This is a genomic window from Aquibaculum arenosum (genome assembly GCF_029222965.1).
GTDB lineage: Bacteria > Pseudomonadota > Alphaproteobacteria > Kiloniellales > DSM-21159 > Aquibaculum > Aquibaculum arenosum.
The window spans coordinates 80,655-98,589 of the sequence record NZ_JARHUD010000008.1 but is presented as its reverse complement, the minus strand read 5'-3'; the positions used below and the strand labels follow the sequence as shown (position 1 = coordinate 98,589).

The following is a 17,935-nucleotide window of genomic DNA, read 5'->3' as shown; positions in this document are numbered from 1 at the left end:
TTTAGGGAAAGGCGGCGAGGCCGGTGGTACCGGCCTCGCCGAGTTCAGGGAGAGGGCCCGTGGCTCGGGAGGTTCGAGACCACGGGTACTTGGCAAACCCGGCCCGCCCCTTTTTTGTTTCCATTCGTCCTTCTGGGTAAGGTTTTCCCTACTGCGCGGCCACACCCTGGGCGCCCGCGAGTTGGCGCGAGACCAGGCGTGCGTAGAGCCCGCCACGGTCCAGCAGGGCCTCATGCGAGCCGCTTTCCACGACCCGTCCCTGGTCCAGCACCAGGATGCGGTCGGCATCGCGCACCGTCGACAGGCGGTGGGCGATGACGATGGTGGTGCGTGTGGCCTGCAGGCGGGTCAGAGCCCGGCGGATTGCCTGCTCATTCACGGCATCCAGATGCGAGGTCGCCTCGTCGAGGATCAGCACCGGCGCATCCTTCAGGAAGGCGCGGGCGATCGCGACCCGCTGGCGCTGTCCGCCGGAGAGGCTGGTGCCCCTTTCTCCAACCGAGGAATCGAGACCCTCGGGCAGGGAGTCCAGCAGGTCCTGCAGCGCCGCCTGCTCGACCACCTGCAGCAGCGCCGCCTCGTCGGCCTCCGGCCGGGCGATCAGGATGTTGTTTCGCAGGCTGTCATTGAAGAGATAGGTGTCCTGCGCCACCAGGGCGATGTTGCGGCGAAGCTCGTCCAGGCGATATTCCGGCAGGGCATGGCCGTTGAGCCGGATGCTGCCGCTGTCCGGGTCCCAGAAGCGCATGAGCAGTTGCGCGGTGGTGGTCTTGCCGGCCCCGGAAGGCCCGACCAGGGCCACGGTCGCCCCCGCCGGAATGTCGATGTCCACGGCCGAAAGCGCCGGCGTGTGGCTGCCGGGATAGGCGAAGGTGACCGCGTCCAGGCTGAGAGCTGCTGGACCGGGCTGGGCCGATACCCCTGGCCCGTCGGTAACCGGCACCGGCTCTTCCATCAGCGCATGGAGGCGCCGGGTGGCTCCCAGGGTATCGGCAAGCTGCCGGCCGATCTGCGCGATCTCCGACACCGGTAGGAAGGCGGCCATAGCCAGGATGGCGAGCAGCGGCAGCAGGCCGGGATCCAGGGTCCCTTGCGTCGACAGCGCCGCGCCGGTCACCACCACTGCCAGGCCGCCCAGACCGGTGAAGACCTCGAGCAGCGACTGCTGCAGCGTCAGCTCCCCGAAGAAAGGCAGCCGCAGGCGGATGTAGTTTTCTGAGAGACTGTCCAGGGCGTCGCCTCGCGCCCGCTCCTGCTGAAAAGTGACGATTTCGCCCAGCCCCTGCACGGAATCCACGGCAAAGGCCCCGAGTTCGCCGGCCGCTTCCCGTGCCTCGGAGCCCAGCCGGTCCACCCGCTTGCGCAGCAGGAAGGGACTGAGGGCGGCCGCCAGCAGGAAGGGGAGCAGCGCCAGCGCCACCCAGGGGCTGGCGCTGGCCAGGATCACCAGCACCAGGGCGGGCACGAGTATGGCAACGAAGGCAGGCGCCACGGTGTGGGCGAAGAAATACTCCACCAACTCGATGTCGTGGGTGGCCAGCGCTGTGAGGTCGCCCGTGCGCCTGCGCACCAAATAAGCCGGTGCCAGGGCGTCGAGTTTGCGGAACACGGCCACCCGCATCTCCGCCAGCAGGCGGAAGGCCATGTCGTGCGCGATCCAGGACTCGAGCCAGTGCAGAATCCCCGCCAGCGGCGCCACCAGCGCCAACGCCAGCAGCAGGTGCCCGAAGGGCTCGCCGTTCTTGAGGTTGAGCACGACCAGCGCGCTCAGCACGCCGACGCCGATAAAGGCGAAGACTCGGGTGACGCCGAAGAAGAAGGTGGCGGCCAAGCGACCCTTCCAGGGCAGGATGAGCTGCATCAGCCGCCCCACCAGCTGATACCAGGTCAGGCCCTCGGCCTTGATGATGCCTTCGGTGGGGGCGCTCGATGGCCCGCCGCCTTGGGCCAGGGCTTCACCGGCCCCGGGTGCAGGCTCTGCTTCGCTTGCGCCGGTTTCGAAGGTGAGGCCGCTCTCCGCTTCTCGCGCCTGTTCGGCCATCAGGCGGGCATAGACGCCGCCGGCCTGCATCAAGCCGTCGTGCGGGCCGCTTTCCGCCACCCGGCCGCCGTCCAGCACCAGGATGCGGTCGCAGTCGATCACACTGGACAGGCGGTGAGCGAGGATCAGCGTGGTGCGCCCGCGCATCAGGCGGTCGAGCGCTTCCTGAATCACCGCCTCGTTCTCCGCGTCCACGGCGGACAGTGCTTCGTCCAGCACTAGGATTGGCGTGTCGCGCAGCAGCGCCCGGGCAATGGCAAGCCGCTGGCGCTGCCCGCCCGAGAGCTTGATGCCTTTCTCTCCCACCAGAGTCTGGTAGCCCTGGGGCAGACCGGCGATGAAGTCGCGGATGTTGGCGGCGCGCGCCGCGGCCTCCAGTTCGTCCTGGGTTGCCTCCGGGGCGCCCATGCGCAGGTTCTCCTCCACCGTGCCGTGGAAGAGGAAGGCATCCTGGCTGACCACGGAGATGAGCGAGCGGATCTCGTGGAAGGGCAGGTCCTTCAGATCCTGCCCGCCGAGCAGCACCCGTCCGGCTTCTGGGTCGTAGAAGCGCAGCAGCAGGCGGACGATGGAGGACTTGCCGCCGCCCGAGGGGCCGACCAGGCCCACCCGCTCGCCTGGCCGCACGGCGAAATCCAGGCCCTCGTGGATGATGCGGCGGGTGCCGGGATAGCGAAAGCGCACCGTCTCGAAGGTGATCGAGGGCTCCAGGGGCGCATGCGGCCGCGCCGGCGCGTCCTCTACCTCCGGCTCTTCGTCGAAGATGCGATAGATGCCCTGGGCCGCCGCCATGCCCACCATGCCCTGGTGCAGCACCGAACGCAGCTCGCGCATGGGCCGGAAGATCTCCACCCCCAGCATGAGGATGATCAGGAGCCCGGTCAGTTCCAGCGCTCCGCTCTGCACGCGCCAGGCCCCCAGGGCCAGGGCGGCAGCCGCGCCGCAGGCAATCGCGGTGTCGGTGATGCCGCGGCCCAACACATTGCCGCCCAGCACCCACATGGTGCGCTGAAACAGCTCCCGGGCCTGGACCGCCAGATGCTGCGCGCGGGCGCCGCTTTGTCCGAAGGCCTTCAGCGTCGCCAGGCCCTGTATGGAGTCGAGGAACTCGGCGGCAAAGGCAGAATAGGCCTTCTGCAGTTCGCGTGAACTCTCGGCATCGCGCTTGTGCCAGAGCGCTGGGGCAAAGAGCGCGATCAGCGCGAAGAGCAGCATGACGCTGGCCACCGCCAGGTCAATGAAGGCAATGCCCACGAAGATGAGCAGCGGCGTGAGCAGGGCGATCAGGAACTGGGGCAGGTACTGGCCAAAATAGGTTTCCAGCTGTTCCACGCCGTCGATGAGCGAGGCGGTCAGCGCGCCCGAGCGCTGCCGGCCGACGGCGCCCGGTCCCAGGGCCGCGATGCGGTCGTAGATCGCCCGGCGCAGGCGCTTTTGCACCCGGGCGGCGGTCTCATGCGCCAGCATGACGCGCCAGTGCTCGAAGGCGCCACGCAGCAGCATCACCAAAGCGATGAGGGCAATGGGCAGCGCCAGGGCGGCCAGCTCGCTGCCGGCGAAGACCTCGCCGATCAGCCAGCCCAGCAGCCCCAGCCGCGCGACGCCGAAACCCACGGCCAGCAGACCGATCAGCACTGCCCAGAGCAGGCGCAGTCGCAAGCCCTTGGTGAAGGCCCAAAGCCGTGGCTCGAAATGCATCGCTCGCTCCGCCTGCTGTGCTTTCTCTATTGCCGGCAACCATAGCGCCCCAGGCCCAAGGGAACACCCGCCTTCTCCGGTCGCTTGGCGTGGCGAAGCTGTCGAGCAGGCTCCCCGGCGGTGCCCCGGCTGTGCTAGACAGGGGCGGCATTCGAGAAGCAGGGAGCAGCAAGGCTATGAGCGGAAGCACAGCAATCGTCGGCAGCGGCCTGATCGGCCGGGCCTGGGCCATCGCCTTCGCACGCGCCGGCTGGACGGTGCGGCTCTGGGACCCGGTGGAAACGGCGCCGGCTGAGGCAGTCGACACCATCGCCGGCCTGCTGTCCGATCTGGCGGCGAATGACATGCTGCGCGGCCAGGACGCCAGCAGGGTGCTTGGCCGAATTGCGCCAGCGCCCAACCTCGCCGCCGCGCTGGAAGGCGCTGACTGGGTGCAGGAGAACGCGCCCGAGAAGCTCGAGATCAAGCGCGCGCTCTGGGCCGAGATGGAACCCCTGGCTGGGGCTGACACCATTCTCGCCAGTTCCACCTCGGCCATCGTTCCCTCGCTCTTCACCGAAGGGCTGGCCGGCCGTCACCGCTGCCTCACAGCACACCCAATCAACCCGCCCTATCTGGTGCCGGCGACGGAACTGGTGCCCGCGCCTTGGACCAGTGCCGAGACCATGGAGAAGGCCGAAAGCGTGATGCGCGCCATCGGCCAGGCGCCCATCGTCATGCGCAAAGAGATCGACGGCTTCGTGATGAACCGCATGCAGGGCGCGCTGCTTGAGGAGGCCTTCCGCCTGGTGGCCGACGGGGTGTGCGGCGCGGAAGATGTGGACGTTGGTATCCGCGAGGGCCTGGCCCTGCGCTGGGCCTTCATGGGACCCTTCGAGACCATCGACCTCAATGCACCGGGCGGCGTGCGCGATTACGCTGAGCGCTATCAGGGCCTCTATGAAGGTATCTTCCCCTCGATGCAGCGCCGCGTCGACTGGGCCGGACCGGTGATGGAGACCATCGAGGGCGAACGCCGCGCCCGCCTTTCAGAGACCGAACTGCAGGAGCGCCAGCGCTGGCGCGACCGCCACCTCATGGCGCTGCTCCGGCACAAGGCTCGGGCGCGCGACGACATTGGCGAGTGACGAGTTCGCTGCGTGATCGGGGCCGAACGGGCTCGTGATTATGTCGACTCGAGGCGGTGGGTAGCCCTTTGTCCCGCCCGCCCTTGCCCAGGAATGGCCACAGGCGCCAAGCCGGTCTGCCCGACCAGGAGGGCGTCAGGTGGTCAGGTGTAGCCCATTGTATTTGAACGAGATTTTCTCCGAATGCATCTGGATGGGCTTTTCTCCGGCGTGGCCTCGTCGGACAAAGCCTCCCTTGCATTAGGGCGGTGGGGGCGCTATTCGCTACGGCCAAGTTTTCCATCCCCCGCGCGCAGGGACTTCCTGACTCCTTATGCTCTCCCGCATCCTTGGCTTCCTCTCCGCCGACATGGCGATCGACCTCGGCACGGCCAACACGCTGGTCTACGTGAAGGGGCGCGGCATCGTTCTGAACGAACCCTCGGTCGTGGCCATCGCCGACGTGCGGGGCAAGAAGCAGGTCCTGGCCGTCGGCGACGAGGCCAAGCTGATGCTTGGCCGTACCCCGGGCAACATCCAGGCCATCCGCCCCTTGCGTGACGGCGTCATCGCCGACTTCGAAGTGGCGGAGGAGATGATCAAGCATTTCATCCGCAAGGTGCACAACCGCCGGACCTTCACCAGCCCGCAGATCATCATCTGCGTGCCTTCGGGCTCCACGGCGGTGGAGCGCCGCGCCATCCAGGAATCGGCCGAGGCCGCCGGTGCGCGCCGGGTCTTCCTGATCGAGGAACCCATGGCTGCGGCCATCGGTGCCGGACTGCCGGTGACCGAGCCCACCGGCTCCATGGTGGTTGATATCGGCGGCGGCACCACCGAAGTTGCCGTGCTGTCGCTTGGCGGGATCGTCTATTCGCGCTCGGTGCGCGTGGGCGGCGACAAGATGGACGAGTCCATAATCGCCTACATCCGGCGCAATCATAATCTGCTGGTGGGCGAAAGCTCGGCCGAGCGCATCAAGAAGCAGATCGGCTCCGCCTGTCCGCCGGAAGACGGCGAGGGCGGCACCCTGGAAATCAAGGGCCGCGACCTGATGAACGGCGTGCCCAAGGAACTGGTGATCTCCGAGCGCCAGGTTGCGGAAGCCCTGGCCGAACCGGTCAGCGCCATCATCGAGGCGGTGAAGGTGGCCCTGGAGCATACCGCGCCGGAACTGGCGGCGGACATCGTCGACAAGGGGATCGTGCTCACCGGCGGCGGCTCCATGCTGGGCAATCTGGATTTCGTGCTGCGCGCGGCGACCGGCCTGCCGGTCTCCATCGCCGACGATCCCTTGTCTTGTGTCGCTATTGGAACCGGACGCTGCCTGGAAGAATCGGTGGCGCTGAAGAACGTTCTAACCACCGTTTACTGACCGATCGTCTACTGGACGGCGCGCCGCCAGAATCGCGCCGGCGCGGTGACGCTTCGTCAAAAACGAACAGGCCAGGGGCTTCCCCTCGGCGCAGTGATTGCTTAGCCTTCTACACCGATTCGGGTCCTCAACCGCCTTGATCGGATGATCCAGTTTCCGGAGGACGTTTTGCCCAAGCGCAGTGGCACCGTAGCACGCCTGACCTCGCCCGTTAGGGCTCTGGTCCAGCGCTTCGGGTTTCTGCTCTTGATCGCCGCCACCATCGCCACCCTGGCCTTGGGCAAGGCTGACACGCTGCTTGTCGAACGCGCTCGCATCATGGTGGTGGACAGCATGGCGCCGGTGGTGGCGCTGCTTTCCGAGCCGGTGCAAGGGGTCGAGCAGGCCATGACCGGACTGCGTGAACTGGCCGAAGTGCGACAGATCAACGAAAGCCTGCGCGCCGAGAACGAGCGCCTCATGGCTTGGCACCACAAGGCCCGACAGCTCGAAGCGGAGAATACGCGGTTACGCCAGCTGCTCAACCTGCCGCCGGACCCCGGTGCGCGCTATGTTTCCGCCCGCGTGATCGGCGACAACAGCGGCGCGTTTGCCCGCTCGGTCCTGGTGGCGGCGGGCACCGAGGATGGCACGGCGGAGGGGCACGTGGCGCTCTCCGGCGAGGGACTGGCCGGGCGTGTGGTCGAGGCTGGCGAGCGGGCCGCGCGGGTGATGTTGATCACCGACATCAGCAGCCGCATTCCCGTCAGTGTCGGGCTGACCGGCGAGCGGGCGGTCATGGCCGGAGACAACAGCGCCCAGCCGCGAGTGCTCTACCTGCCGCCGGGGCATCAGGTCGCTCCAGGCGACCGGGTGGTGACCTCGGGCCATGGCGGGGTCTTCCCACCGGACATACCCGTGGGCGTGGTTGCGGCGGTGAGTGAGCAATCTGTCCGGCTGCGTCCCTATGTGGACTGGACGCGCCTGGATTACCTGCGACTGGTGGACTACGACCTGCCGGGCCTGATCGCTCCCTTGACCGACGGTCAGGCGGCAGCAGACGAGTAGGGTGGACACTGCCATGGCACCAGACTTGGTGCAGCGGCTCAACACTCTGGCCAAGGCGCTGATTCCGGCGCTGCTGACCGCCTTTCTGGTGGTCTTTGTGGTGGTGCCGCTGCGTGCGCCGGAGGTGGCGCCGCTGGTGCCGGCGCTGGGCGTGGTCGCGGTTTATTACTGGTCCGTCTTCCGGCCTGATCTGATGCCGGCTTGGCTGATCTTTTTGCTCGGCCTGTTCCAGGACCTGCTGACGGCCGCCCCGCTCGGAACGGGCTTGCTGGCCCTGGTGGCGATCTATTTTCTGGTGGCCAGCCAGCGGCGGATCTTCGTCAATGCCAGCTTCCTGCTGCTCTGGGTTGTTTTCGCGCTCTTTGCAGCCCTGGCGCTTACCTTGGCTTGGCTGGCCGGATCGCTGCTCGTGGGAAGTTGGGGGGATGCGCGCTTGCTGTTGCTGCAGTATGCCTTGACCGTGGGTGTCTACCCCTGTCTGGCATGGCTGTTCGGCAGAACGCAGCAGCTGCTGCTGTGAGCGCTCCCGGCGTGATCGATCAGTCGCGTGAACCCATAGCGTCAGACCAGGCATAGGAGGACCAAGCGGCCGTGGAGAGGTCCCGAAACGAGGAACAGACCCGCTACAGCAGTTTCAGCCGCCGCAGTTTGCTGCTGGGCGGTGGCATGCTGTTGGGTCTGGGCACGCTGGTGGGCCGCTTGTATCAGCTCCAGGTTGTCGAAGCCGAGCGCTATCGTCTGCTGGCCGAGAACAACCGCATTTCGATGCGGCTGCTGGCGCCGCCGCGCGGCGAGATCATCGATCGTCAGGGCATTCCCGTCGCCATCAACCGGCAGAACTATCAGGTCCTGCTGGTGGCCGAGCAGGCGCGCAACTATCGACAGGTGCTGGACCGGCTGGGCGGCATTGTCGAGATCACCGAAGCCGATCGCGAGCGCATCGACCGTGATGTCAGTCGCGTGCGCTCCTTCGTGCCCGTACGCGTACGCGACAATCTCAGCTGGGACCAGGTCAGTCGCATCGCGGTGAATGCCCCGGAGCTGCCGGGTATCAGTATCGAGGTGGGTGAAACCCGCCATTATCCCTTCGGCGCCGTGCTCTCCCACATCCTGGGGTATGTGGCAGCGGTCTCCGAGCGCGACCTAATCGAGCAGAATGATCCCCTGCTGCAACTCCCTGGCCTGCGCATCGGGAAGAGCGGGATCGAGCGCACCCACGACGAGACTCTGCGCGGCGCGGCCGGCACCAGCCAGGTCGAAGTCAATGCCGTTGGCCGGGTGATGCAGGAACTGACGCGCGAGGAGGGCCAGCCGGGGCACATGGTGGAACTCACCGTCGACACCATGCTGCAGAACTACGCCCAACAGCGCCTGATGGGCGAGCGCAGCGCCTCGGCCGTGGTGCTGGACGTCACCAATGGCGACGTCTTGGCCATGGCCTCGGTGCCGAGCTACGATCCGGAACCCTTCGGGCGCGGCCTCACCGCGGCCCAGTGGCGCGCCTTGACTGAGGACCCGCTCAATCCGCTCAGCAACAAGTGCATCGCAGGGGCCTATGCGCCCGGCTCCACCTTCAAGATGGTGGTGGCGCTGGCGGCCATGGAACAGGGTATCGATCCCGGGGAACGCGTTTTCTGTCCCGGCTACTACGAACTGGGCAACCACCGCTTCCACTGCTGGAGCCGCGGCGGACACGGCCACATGAACCTGCAGGATTCTCTGATCCAGTCCTGCGACGTCTACTACTATGACGTTGCCCGGCGTCTTGGGATCGAAAGAATCGCCGCTATGGCGCGCCGCTTGGGGATGGGGGTGCCGGTCGGCATCGATCTCCCAGGCGAGCGCGAGGGGCTGGTGCCCACCGAAGACTGGAAGCTGGCGACCATCGGTGAGCGCTGGCAGGGCGGCGAGACACTCATCTCCGCCATCGGCCAGGGTTTCATGCTGTCGACGCCCTTGCAGCTGGCGGTGATGACGGCACGCCTGGTCAATGGCGGCAGGGCCGTGGTGCCCCATGTCACCCGGGCCATTCATCGTCCGGGCGGCATCGAGCCCACAGTCAAGGCGCCGCCGCCGAGCCTGGGCATACCCGAGCGTCATCTCGACATCGTGGTCGAAGCCATGGAGGAGGTGGTGCTGGGCCGACGCGGCACGGCCCGCGGCGCGCGCATCGACCTGCCGGGGCTGGAGATGGGGGGCAAGACCGGCACCAGCCAGGTGCGACGCATCAGTGCCGCCGAGCGGGCCGCCGGTGTGTTCCGCAACGAGGATCTGCCCTGGCACCGCCGCGATCATGCGCTTTTCGTCGGCTTCGCGCCGGTCGGCCGGCCGCGCTACGCCTGTGCCGTGGTGGTGGCGCACGGCGGCGGCGGCTCGGCGGTGGCCGCGCCTATTGCCCGTGATCTGCTGATCGAGACCCAGCGCCGAGATCCGGCGAGCCGTGAGGGCCCCTCCGGCCCGATCGCGGCGCTCGGCGGTCAGGGGTAGGAGGCCGCCTCGGTGTCAGCTCTCGACGACATGCGCCTGCGGCGCAACCCGGAAACCCCGCTGGCCCGCAAGCTGCTCTATCTGAACTGGGGGCTGGTTCTGTTGGTCCTGGCGCTGGCCGCCGTGGGCACGGCGATGCTCTATTCCGCCGCCAACGGAAGCTTCGAGCCCTGGGCCTGGGCACACATGGCGCGCGTGGCCGGCGGTTTGCTGCTGCTGCTGGCCGTGGCTCTGACCGACATCCGCCTCTGGTTCCGCGCCGCCTACCCCTTCTACGCACTGTGCCTGCTGTTGCTCATCATCGTCGAAGTGAAGGGTATGGTGGGTATGGGGGCGCAGCGCTGGATCAACCTCGGCTTCATGCAGTTGCAGCCATCGGAGTTGATGAAGGTGGCGCTTCTGTTGGCTTTGGCGCGCTACTTCCATGGCATTGCACATCGGGACCTGCGTCATCCGCTCTACTTGCTGGTGCCTCTGGCCCTGGCGCTCACGCCGGCGGCGCTGGTGCTGCGCCAGCCGGATCTCGGTACCGCCGCCATGCTGCTGATGGGCGCGGGCACGCTTTTCTTCCTGGCCGGCGTCCGGCTGTGGAAGTTCGCGCTGGTGGCGGCGGGCATCGGCGCCCTGGTGCCCATCGCCTGGAGCTTCTTGCACGACTACCAGAAGCGGCGGGTGCTGGTTTTCCTCGACCCCTCCACCGATCCGCTTGGCGCCGGCTACCACATCACCCAGTCGAAAATCGCGCTGGGCTCTGGCGGGCTCTTCGGCAAGGGCTTCCTCGAGGGCACGCAGGGCCACCTCAACTTCCTGCCGGAGCGCCAAACCGATTTCATCTTCACCATGCTGGCCGAGGAATTCGGTCTCGTGGGTGCCCTGGTGCTGCTCGGGCTCTATCTGCTGGTCTTCATCTACGGCGTCGCCATCGCGCTGTCGGCCGGCAGTCAGTTCGGCCGCCTGCTGGCCATGGGGCTCACCGCCAACCTGTTCTTTTACGTCTTCATCAATATGGCGATGGTCATGGGCCTGTTGCCGGTGGTGGGCGTGCCGCTGCCCCTGGTCTCCTATGGTGGCACGGTGATCCTCACCACCATGCTCAGCCTGGGCCTGATTCTGAACGTGCGCATCCACCGCGACTACCACATTCCCCGCCGCGGCCTGCGCAACGCGCCTTGAGATTTGGGCACATTTCCCGGCAGAAAAGCCCTCGACAAGCCGCCGACCAGTTGCTATCTACCGCGCCGCAGCCAAGACGACCCGTGGGCGCATAGCTCAGTTGGTAGAGCAGCTGACTCTTAATCAGCGGGTCCAAGGTTCGAGTCCTTGTGCGCCCACCACAACTTCAGAATATCAGGCACTTACAGAAAGCGGCGTCTCAGCAGAGGCGCCGTTTCTGTTTCGGGGTACCTGGAGTAACAGTGTCGGCACCGCCACCATCGCCCGCGCGCGTGAAGGTCCTCTTCAGACAGCAAAAGTGGCCCGCAGCACGGCCGCGGGCCACTTCGGCAGGCGCGCCCGAGAAGTACAGGCCGCGCCCTAGCAGCGGCTATTCGGGTGCTCACTGACTTACCTCAGGCCATTTGCGATGGCATGGCAGCAATTCGCAGGCTGGCCACGCTTACTTCCAGTCCGAGCCCTTATCCTGGAGCAACCGTAAAGTGGTGGGTGGGAGAGCGCCCTGCCGCGTGAAGCGCCCTCCCTCATAGACCATCTCCGCCGCTTCGGCGCCTCGCGTACACAGCACGGGGCGCAGCATCAGGCGAGTCAGGAAGCGATCGCTTTGCAGCCGATCGCAACGGCGTGAGATGAAATCATAACCCTCCCGTAGGAAGGGCAGCGTGTGGTCAAAGCCCTCCAGACGGGGAACCGGAGTGGCGACGGCCATTTCCTTTCTCCTGCCGGGAGCGGAGGAGACCAGGTAAGGCCGATATCGCTATTCAATCACGCCGCACGCAAGCCGATCACCCGCGTCGCCGCTTGGCTGGCTCGTGTAGTCATCCTCGCCCGCGTGCACCATGAGAGCACGGCCGCGGATCGCGCTATCGCCGTCCAAGGTCACCATCGAATTGAAGACCTGCGCCCTGAGCACACCGTCTTCGCCAACATACTGGTTCGGCATGTCGCCGGCATGGCTGCCACCTTCGACAAGATAGCCATGTTCTGCGTCGGTCGGGTTGTAATGGCCGCCAGCCGACTCGTGGCCCGTCTCATGATCGCAAGCGCCTTCCTCATGCACATGGAAGGCTACCCACTGAGCCTCGGGCAGGTTCGAAACCTCGACTTCGATCAAGACGCCGTTCGACGTCTCTGTCAGGCTTGCGCTACCGTTTCCTTCGCCCTCGGCGTCCACAAACTCCGCAGTCGCGCTGGCTGCCTCTTGCGCTACGGCGTGCGGCGCCAGGGCGAGCGCGAAAACGGCGGCAAGGGGCATGACTTTCATGGGGATCCTCCTGTGGCTGCTCCAGAACGAATCGCTGCGAGGCGATCTGCTCTCCTGGTAAACCCTCGAGCCAGTGGGAGGTTTCAGACGTCCGACAAAAAGCCGACCACATCCTAACGCTTCTTTGGCGACTTGCGGCGCTCACTGAAAGTGCGCCTGACCCCGGCGGTGCAGCCTGATAACAAGGAAGGTCTAGAGCGGACCGCGTTTGATCTGTAACGCGCAGCGTTCAGATCAAACGCGTGAATCCGCTCTGAATCAAACGTGCAGAGCAGATCGACTCAAACCGGGTCGCTTCGCGAACCCGATTTGAGTCGATCTGCTCTAGAGTTGGACCGGTGGACAGGCCTTCCACACCAATGCCTTTTGGAGAAAAGCGTGCCCACCAGCCGTGAACTCGGCCTCATCTGCGGGAAGCTACCCCCAGGCCCCAACAACGATATCTGTGACATCCCCGGTGTAGGCGTCGGGCACTGCACCTTGCGTGAGGGAGACATCAACACCGGTGTCACGGCGATCCTGCCCCATGCCGGTAATCTCTTTCGGGAGAAAGTGGTCGCCGCGAGCCACGTCATCAACGGCTTCGGCAAGAGTGTCGGCCTCGTCCAACTGGATGAACTCGGCACGCTGGAAACCCCGATCCTTTTGACGAATACCCTTTCCGTTGGCACCTGCGCCACGGCTCTGGTGCGCCATGCAGTGGCCCGCAACCCCGACATCGGGCGCACGACGTCGACGGTGAATCCGGTGGTGGGCGAGTGCAACGACGGGCCGCTGAACGACATCCAGGCGCTGGCGATCAGCGAAGATCACGCGTTGCAAGCCATTGAGCGTGCAGCAGGAAGTCCGGTCGTCCAGGGCTCCGTGGGCGCTGGAACCGGCATGACCTGCTTCGGCTACAAAGGCGGGGTCGGTAGTGCTTCCCGACGACTGGGGTTCGGCGAGGAAGCTTTTCACATGGGCATCCTGGTGCTGTCGAACTTCGGCGCCCCCGGTGATCTGGTACTGCCGGACGGGCGCCGCGCCCCACCGCCTCCCGTGCAAGAAGCGGAGGAAAAGGGCTCCATCATAATCGTCGTGGCAACCGACGCCCCTCTGGAACATCGGCAGCTGCAGCGCGTGATAAAGAGGGCGGGCGCCGGCTTGGGGCGTCTCGGCTCCTTCTGGGGCCATGGCAGCGGCGACATTGCGATTGGCTTCTCGACCGCGGCCATTGTGCATCACGACGAGACAGAGGTGCTCTTGTCAGCGCGCTATCTGCGCGAGGATTGCCTCGATCTGCTCTTTCGCGCCGCCGCAGAGGCAACGCAGGAAGCGGTGCTCAATTCGCTGCTGGCCGCAGAACCGATGGTCGGCAGAGGCGGTGTTGCGAGAGGGAGCCTCGGTGAGGCGCTGCAAAAAGACTTGGCCAAGGGCCAGCGGCCCGACTAGAATCCGCAATCGGGTGCCAATTCGGCAATTCCCGCATACCGCGTTCACTCACTGAAACGGTCAGATGCGCCTGCGAGAGTGGTCCGCCGTGCCCTCCCGCCCATGAGCACCGTTGATCACGTTCCGGATCGTACTGCATGACTTCGCTTGTCGAGATTGATCAAGAAACCTTTGGTGTGGACGTGGCGCTGGCCTACGCCACCTTTGACAACCTGGCCGGACGGCCGGTCTATGCGCGCGCCGCTGCCTTCCTGCATCCCGATGCAGCCCGCTGCTTGGCGCGTGCTTGCGAGCTTGCCGCCGCTCTCGGCTACCGCATACGCATCTATGACGCCTTTCGGCCCCGGGAAGCGCATGATCAGCTTTGGGCCGTGCGCCCCGATCCTGAGTTCGTGGCAGATCCCGCGCAGGGCTCCGATCATTCGCGCGGCGTGGCAATCGACTTAACCTTGATCGATCAGGATGGACGGCCACTCGACATGGGCACGGCTTTCGACGCCTTCGAGCAGTCGTCCTACCATGGCTCGACCGATATTTCTCAGCAGGCGCAGCGCAACCGCTTCACCCTGCTGGGGATCATGACCGCAGCGGGATGGCGTCACAATCCAAACGAGTGGTGGCATTACCAGCTCCCCGACGCGCGAAGCTATCCCTTGCTGAGCGACGCCGAGGCAAATACCGGATTGGCTTAACTCATCCAAGGTTGCGGTCGATCCGCTCGCGACTTCAAGCGTCTTCAATGCCTTGAAGAAGCCATCTGTTAACGGGAGGTAATCAAATGAAAACGAGAGTGCAGAAGCTGTCCGCCTCGGCGGGCCTAGCCGTGCTCGCAGCCGGAATGCTGAGCTACAGCGCGCTGGCAGCGACACCCCAGGACGTGCTCGTCATCGGCAAGGCCGAGGATCCGCGCACCCTGGATCCGGCGGTGACCATGAGCAACAACGCTTGGAGCGTCACCTATCCGGCTTACCAGCGCCTGGTCACCTATAAGGTCGAAAATGGCCAGGGTTCTACGGAAGTCCAGGGCGAGCTCGCGGACTCCTGGGAGGTCAGCGAGGACAACCTGACCTGGACCTTCGAACTCGGCGAAGGGCACCACTTCGCTGACGGCAGCCCCGTGGACGCAGACGCGGTGGTTTTCTCCTTCGAACGGCTGCTCGAGATGGAGCAGGGTCCTTCGAGCGCCTATCCGTCGATCGAGATGATTGAGGCCGTGGATGAAGACACCGTTCGCTTCACTCTCAGCGAACCCTTCGCCCCTTTCCTCTACACGCTCGCCAACAACGGCGCGGCGATCATCAACCCGACCGTGATGGATCATGAGAAGGACGGCGACTACGCCCAGGCCTACCTCTCCGAACACACCATGGGATCGGGAGCCTTCCAGGTGGAGTCCTGGGAAAAAGGCCAGCTGATCGTCATGACGCCCAATCCTCATTTTGCCGAGGAGCCTGCCTTCAAGAAGGTCGAGATCCGCATTGTCAAGGAAGCCTCCGCGCGACGGCTTCAGCTCGAGAATGGCGACCTCGATATTGCCGAGCACCTGCCGGTCGACCAGATCAGCGCGCTGCAGGAAGCCGAGGGCGTCGAGGTCGGTGAGTGGCCGAGCTTCAGCGTTACCTATCTCTATCTGAACAACGAGCGTGGGCCTCTCGCGAATGAGGCGGTGCGCGAAGCCGTTTCCTACGCACTCGACTACAACGGCATCATCGATGGGATCCTGCTCGGCAACGCGACCCAGATGCGCGGTCCCATTCCGCAGGGAATGTGGGGTCACGACGAAGAGCTGATGCAGTACAGCTACGATCCGGAGCAGGCCAAGGAGCGTCTCGAGGAAGCCGATGTCGGTGGTGAGACGATCAGCTATCTCTATGCGTCGAACGATCCGAACTGGGAGCCGATCGGCCTCACCGTGCAGGCCAATCTGGCGCAGATCGGGCTGAACGTGGAGATGCAGCAGTACGCCTATGCCACGATGCGTGATCGCCTGGATCGGGGCGAGTTCGACATTGCGGTCGGAAACTGGACCCCCGACTTCTCCGATCCCTACATGTTCATGAATTACTGGTTCGACAGCTCCCGGCACGGCCTGTCGGGCAACCGGTCCTTCTATACCAACGAAAAGGTGGATGATCTGATCCGGGACGCTGCGCGCATCTCCGATCAGGAAGAGCGCGAAGCGAACTACCGGGAGGCCCAGAAGATCGTTGTGGAGGAGGATGCCTACGTCTACCTCTTCCAGCGCAACTATATGCTGCCCATGCGCGACAATGTCGAAGGCTACGTCTACAATCCAATGCTGCTCGACATCTACAACATCGCGACCATGAGCAAGAACTAGCACCTGCGTGCGGCGGAGGGTCAGTTCTCCCTCCGCCGCTCGGTTCTTTTTCTGTGCCTGAAGTGATCCGGCGCCCACATGTCCTTTCTCTACGTCATTCGCCGACGACTCATCTTGCTCCTCCTGGTCGTCATCGGCGTGACGATCATCACCTTTGCCATCTCGCACATGATCCCGGGCGATCCCGCGCGTCTTATGGCGGGCGATCGTGCAACGCCGGAGATCGTTCAGAGCATGCGCACGCGGCTCGGTCTCGATCAGCCGCTGCATCTTCAGTACCTGAACTACGTCGGCAGTCTGCTTCAGGGTGATCTCGGCACCTCGATACGCACCGGCCGGCCCGTCGCGGATGACCTCGTGCGCTTCTTCCCGGCAACCATCGAACTGGCCGCCGTTGCGCTGTTCTTTTCGGTGTTGGCCGGCGTGCCGCTTGGCGTTGCCTCGGCCGTCTATCGGAACCGCTGGATCGATCAGGTCAGCCGAACGATTTCGGTAACCGGCATATCCACACCCGCCTTCTGGCTGGGACTGCTTTTGATCATGCTGTTCTACGGGCGCCTCGACTGGCTGCCCAGTTCCGGCCGGCTGGGTGGTGATGTCACAGCGCCACCCTTCGTGACAGGCATGCTCTTGATCGACACGCTCCTCGCCGGGGATCTCGCGGCCTTCCGCAGCGCGCTATCCCACATTCTGCTGCCCGCCTTTACCCTGGGCTTCGTTCACCTCGGCGTCGTCACGCGACAGATCCGCTCGTCTATGCTCGAGGTTCTGCAGGAAGACTATGTGCGCACGGCCAAGGCGGGCGGGCTCTCCCGCCGCCAGATCATCTTCGGCCACGCTCTGCGCAATGCCCTCATTCCCTCGGTCACGATGCTGGGCCTGGCGTTTGGCGACCTGCTCTATGGTGCGGTGCTGACCGAGACGGTCTTCGCATGGCCGGGCATGGGCAACTACGTCGTGCAGTCCATCCACGCCCTGGACTTCCCGGCGATCATGGGATTCACCGTCGTGGCGTCCATAGCCTACGTGCTGATCAATCTGCTCGTCGACCTGACCTACATGCTGCTCGACCCTCAGATCCGGAGTGTCGGCTGATGATCAGTGTACGCAAGGGCGGCCTGCTCGACGGGGGCTATCTCTGGTACCAGGTCCGGCGCAGCCCGCTGATGGCCGTCGGTACCCTCCTCATCCTGACCGTGCTGATTTGCACGGCCTTCGCCCCCTGGATCGCGCCACACGACCCGAACGCCATCAATCTTGTTAATCGCCTGGCGCCGCCCTCCTTTGAGCATCCATTCGGGACCGACGAGGTCGGGCGGGATCTCTTCTCCCGCGTCATCTATGGGTCACGCGCTTCAGTCGGCATCGGGCTCGCCATCGTCGCGATCTCCATGACCATCGGCTCGGCGATTGGCGCTTTCTCCGGTCTCGCCGGCGGTCGGACCGATACGGTCATCATGCGCGTGATGGACGTGCTGCTCTCCTTCCCGCCGCTGGTCATGGCCATGGCGCTGGCGGCGGCCTTGGGGCCCAGCCTGTTCAATGCGATGCTGGCGATCGCCGTGGTGCGAATACCCTTTTACGTCCGCCTTGCGCGAGGACAGGCCCTTGGGCTTCGCGAGCGGCCCTATGTGCGCGCCGCGGTGACCTTCGGCGCCCGGCCGCTGGGCATCGTGCAGCGCCACATCTTGCCGAACGCGCTCGCGCCCATCATCGTCCAGTCAACGCTGGATATCGGGCTGGCCATTCTCACCGCCTCGGCGCTCAGTTTCATAGGACTGGGCGCGCAGCAGCCGACGGCGGAATGGGGTGCCATGGTCTCGACCGGTCGCCAGTTTCTGTTGGACCAGTGGTGGTACCCAACCTTCCCAGGTCTCGCCATTCTGCTTACCGCCGGCGGTTTCAATCTGCTGGGTGACGGCCTGCGCGATCTTCTCGACCCAAAAACCAGGGCACGATGAAGGGAGCCTGG

The 17,935-nt window shown here is 65.2% G+C and carries 14 protein-coding genes and 1 tRNA gene; 12 read left to right on the top strand and 3 right to left on the bottom strand.

Annotation, left to right across the window (positions count from 1 at the left end):
• Window positions 1-148: 148 nt before the first annotated feature.
• On the bottom strand, window positions 149-3,739 hold the full coding sequence (locus tag P2G67_RS13315; RefSeq protein ID WP_275823723.1) for an ABC transporter ATP-binding protein: 3,591 nt from the start codon (window positions 3,737-3,739) through the stop codon (window positions 149-151).
• A 176-nt stretch (window positions 3,740-3,915) separates the two neighbouring features.
• On the opposite strand from P2G67_RS13315, the gene P2G67_RS13310 reads away from it, so the two are divergent.
• From P2G67_RS13310 to P2G67_RS13280, 7 genes are all read left to right on the top strand, one after another.
• Window positions 3,916-4,866 (top strand): 3-hydroxyacyl-CoA dehydrogenase, encoded by a 951-nt coding sequence (locus P2G67_RS13310; RefSeq protein ID WP_275823722.1) that lies wholly within the window; start codon window positions 3,916-3,918, stop codon window positions 4,864-4,866.
• 313 nt (window positions 4,867-5,179) lie between these two features.
• Window positions 5,180-6,220 (top strand): rod shape-determining protein, encoded by a 1,041-nt coding sequence (locus tag P2G67_RS13305; protein ID WP_275823720.1) that lies wholly within the window; start codon window positions 5,180-5,182, stop codon window positions 6,218-6,220.
• A 168-nt stretch (window positions 6,221-6,388) separates the two neighbouring features.
• The gene (mreC, locus tag P2G67_RS13300) at window positions 6,389-7,267 is read left to right on the top strand and encodes a rod shape-determining protein MreC (protein ID WP_275823719.1); all 879 of its coding nucleotides are present in this window, start codon (window positions 6,389-6,391) and stop codon (window positions 7,265-7,267) included.
• Window positions 7,268-7,280: 13 nt separating this feature from the next.
• Window positions 7,281-7,787: a rod shape-determining protein MreD gene (gene mreD / locus P2G67_RS13295; RefSeq protein WP_275823718.1), complete on the top strand. Its 507-nt coding sequence runs from the start codon at window positions 7,281-7,283 to the stop codon at window positions 7,785-7,787.
• Window positions 7,788-7,858: 71 nt separating this feature from the next.
• Window positions 7,859-9,754, top strand: a complete 1,896-nt coding sequence (gene mrdA / locus P2G67_RS13290; RefSeq protein ID WP_275823717.1) for a penicillin-binding protein 2 — start codon at window positions 7,859-7,861, stop codon at window positions 9,752-9,754.
• Window positions 9,755-9,784: 30 nt separating this feature from the next.
• Window positions 9,785-10,927, top strand: coding sequence for a rod shape-determining protein RodA (gene rodA / locus P2G67_RS13285; protein ID WP_322099712.1), 1,143 nt, complete (start codon window positions 9,785-9,787; stop codon window positions 10,925-10,927).
• 85 nt (window positions 10,928-11,012) lie between these two features.
• Window positions 11,013-11,088 (top strand) — tRNA-Lys (locus tag P2G67_RS13280).
• A gap of 281 nt (window positions 11,089-11,369) precedes the next feature.
• On the opposite strand, the gene P2G67_RS13275 is transcribed toward P2G67_RS13280, so the two are convergent.
• Both P2G67_RS13275 and P2G67_RS13270 read right to left on the bottom strand, forming a co-directional pair.
• Window positions 11,370-11,636, bottom strand: coding sequence for a hypothetical protein (locus tag P2G67_RS13275; protein ID WP_275823715.1), 267 nt, complete (start codon window positions 11,634-11,636; stop codon window positions 11,370-11,372).
• A 48-nt stretch (window positions 11,637-11,684) separates the two neighbouring features.
• A complete protein-coding gene (locus tag P2G67_RS13270; protein ID WP_275823714.1) occupies window positions 11,685-12,191 on the bottom strand; it encodes a superoxide dismutase family protein in 507 nt (168 codons plus the stop codon).
• Window positions 12,192-12,569: 378 nt separating this feature from the next.
• Here P2G67_RS13270 and P2G67_RS13265 point away from each other — a divergent pair, with 378 nt between their 5' ends.
• From P2G67_RS13265 to ddpC, 5 genes are all read left to right on the top strand, one after another.
• Complete coding sequence (locus tag P2G67_RS13265; protein WP_275823713.1) at window positions 12,570-13,622, top strand: DmpA family aminopeptidase; 1,053 nt, start codon at window positions 12,570-12,572, stop codon at window positions 13,620-13,622.
• Window positions 13,623-13,759: 137 nt separating this feature from the next.
• Window positions 13,760-14,314, top strand: coding sequence for a D-alanyl-D-alanine dipeptidase (gene ddpX / locus P2G67_RS13260; RefSeq protein WP_275823712.1), 555 nt, complete (start codon window positions 13,760-13,762; stop codon window positions 14,312-14,314).
• A gap of 86 nt (window positions 14,315-14,400) precedes the next feature.
• The gene (locus tag P2G67_RS13255) at window positions 14,401-15,963 is read left to right on the top strand and encodes an ABC transporter substrate-binding protein (RefSeq protein WP_275823711.1); all 1,563 of its coding nucleotides are present in this window, start codon (window positions 14,401-14,403) and stop codon (window positions 15,961-15,963) included.
• A gap of 78 nt (window positions 15,964-16,041) precedes the next feature.
• On the top strand, window positions 16,042-17,058 hold the full coding sequence (locus P2G67_RS13250) for an ABC transporter permease (RefSeq protein WP_275823710.1): 1,017 nt from the start codon (window positions 16,042-16,044) through the stop codon (window positions 17,056-17,058).
• Window positions 17,058-17,924 carry a D,D-dipeptide ABC transporter permease gene (gene ddpC / locus P2G67_RS13245; RefSeq protein WP_275823709.1) on the top strand — a complete coding sequence of 289 codons (867 nt, stop codon included), beginning with the start codon at window positions 17,058-17,060 and terminating at the stop codon, window positions 17,922-17,924. The genes P2G67_RS13250 and ddpC overlap by 1 nt, the downstream gene beginning before the upstream one ends.
• Window positions 17,925-17,935 lie beyond the last annotated feature (11 nt).

Excerpts from the sequence above, each read along its gene's own strand:
- P2G67_RS13315 (WP_275823723.1), bottom strand. The coding sequence starts at position 3,739 with ATGCATTTCGAGCCACGGCTTTGGGCCTTCACCAAGGGCTTGCGACTG.
- P2G67_RS13310 (WP_275823722.1), top strand. The coding sequence starts at position 3,916 with ATGAGCGGAAGCACAGCAATCGTCGGCAGCGGCCTGATCGGCCGGGCC.
- P2G67_RS13305 (WP_275823720.1), top strand. The coding sequence starts at position 5,180 with ATGCTCTCCCGCATCCTTGGCTTCCTCTCCGCCGACATGGCGATCGAC.
- mreD (WP_275823718.1), top strand. The coding sequence starts at position 7,281 with ATGGCACCAGACTTGGTGCAGCGGCTCAACACTCTGGCCAAGGCGCTG.
- rodA (WP_322099712.1), top strand. The coding sequence starts at position 9,785 with ATGCGCCTGCGGCGCAACCCGGAAACCCCGCTGGCCCGCAAGCTGCTC.
- P2G67_RS13275 (WP_275823715.1), bottom strand. The coding sequence starts at position 11,636 with ATGGCCGTCGCCACTCCGGTTCCCCGTCTGGAGGGCTTTGACCACACG.
- P2G67_RS13270 (WP_275823714.1), bottom strand. The coding sequence starts at position 12,191 with ATGAAAGTCATGCCCCTTGCCGCCGTTTTCGCGCTCGCCCTGGCGCCG.
- ddpX (WP_275823712.1), top strand. The coding sequence starts at position 13,760 with ATGACTTCGCTTGTCGAGATTGATCAAGAAACCTTTGGTGTGGACGTG.
- P2G67_RS13255 (WP_275823711.1), top strand. The coding sequence starts at position 14,401 with ATGAAAACGAGAGTGCAGAAGCTGTCCGCCTCGGCGGGCCTAGCCGTG.
- P2G67_RS13250 (WP_275823710.1), top strand. The coding sequence starts at position 16,042 with ATGTCCTTTCTCTACGTCATTCGCCGACGACTCATCTTGCTCCTCCTG.
- ddpC (WP_275823709.1), top strand. The coding sequence starts at position 17,058 with ATGATCAGTGTACGCAAGGGCGGCCTGCTCGACGGGGGCTATCTCTGG.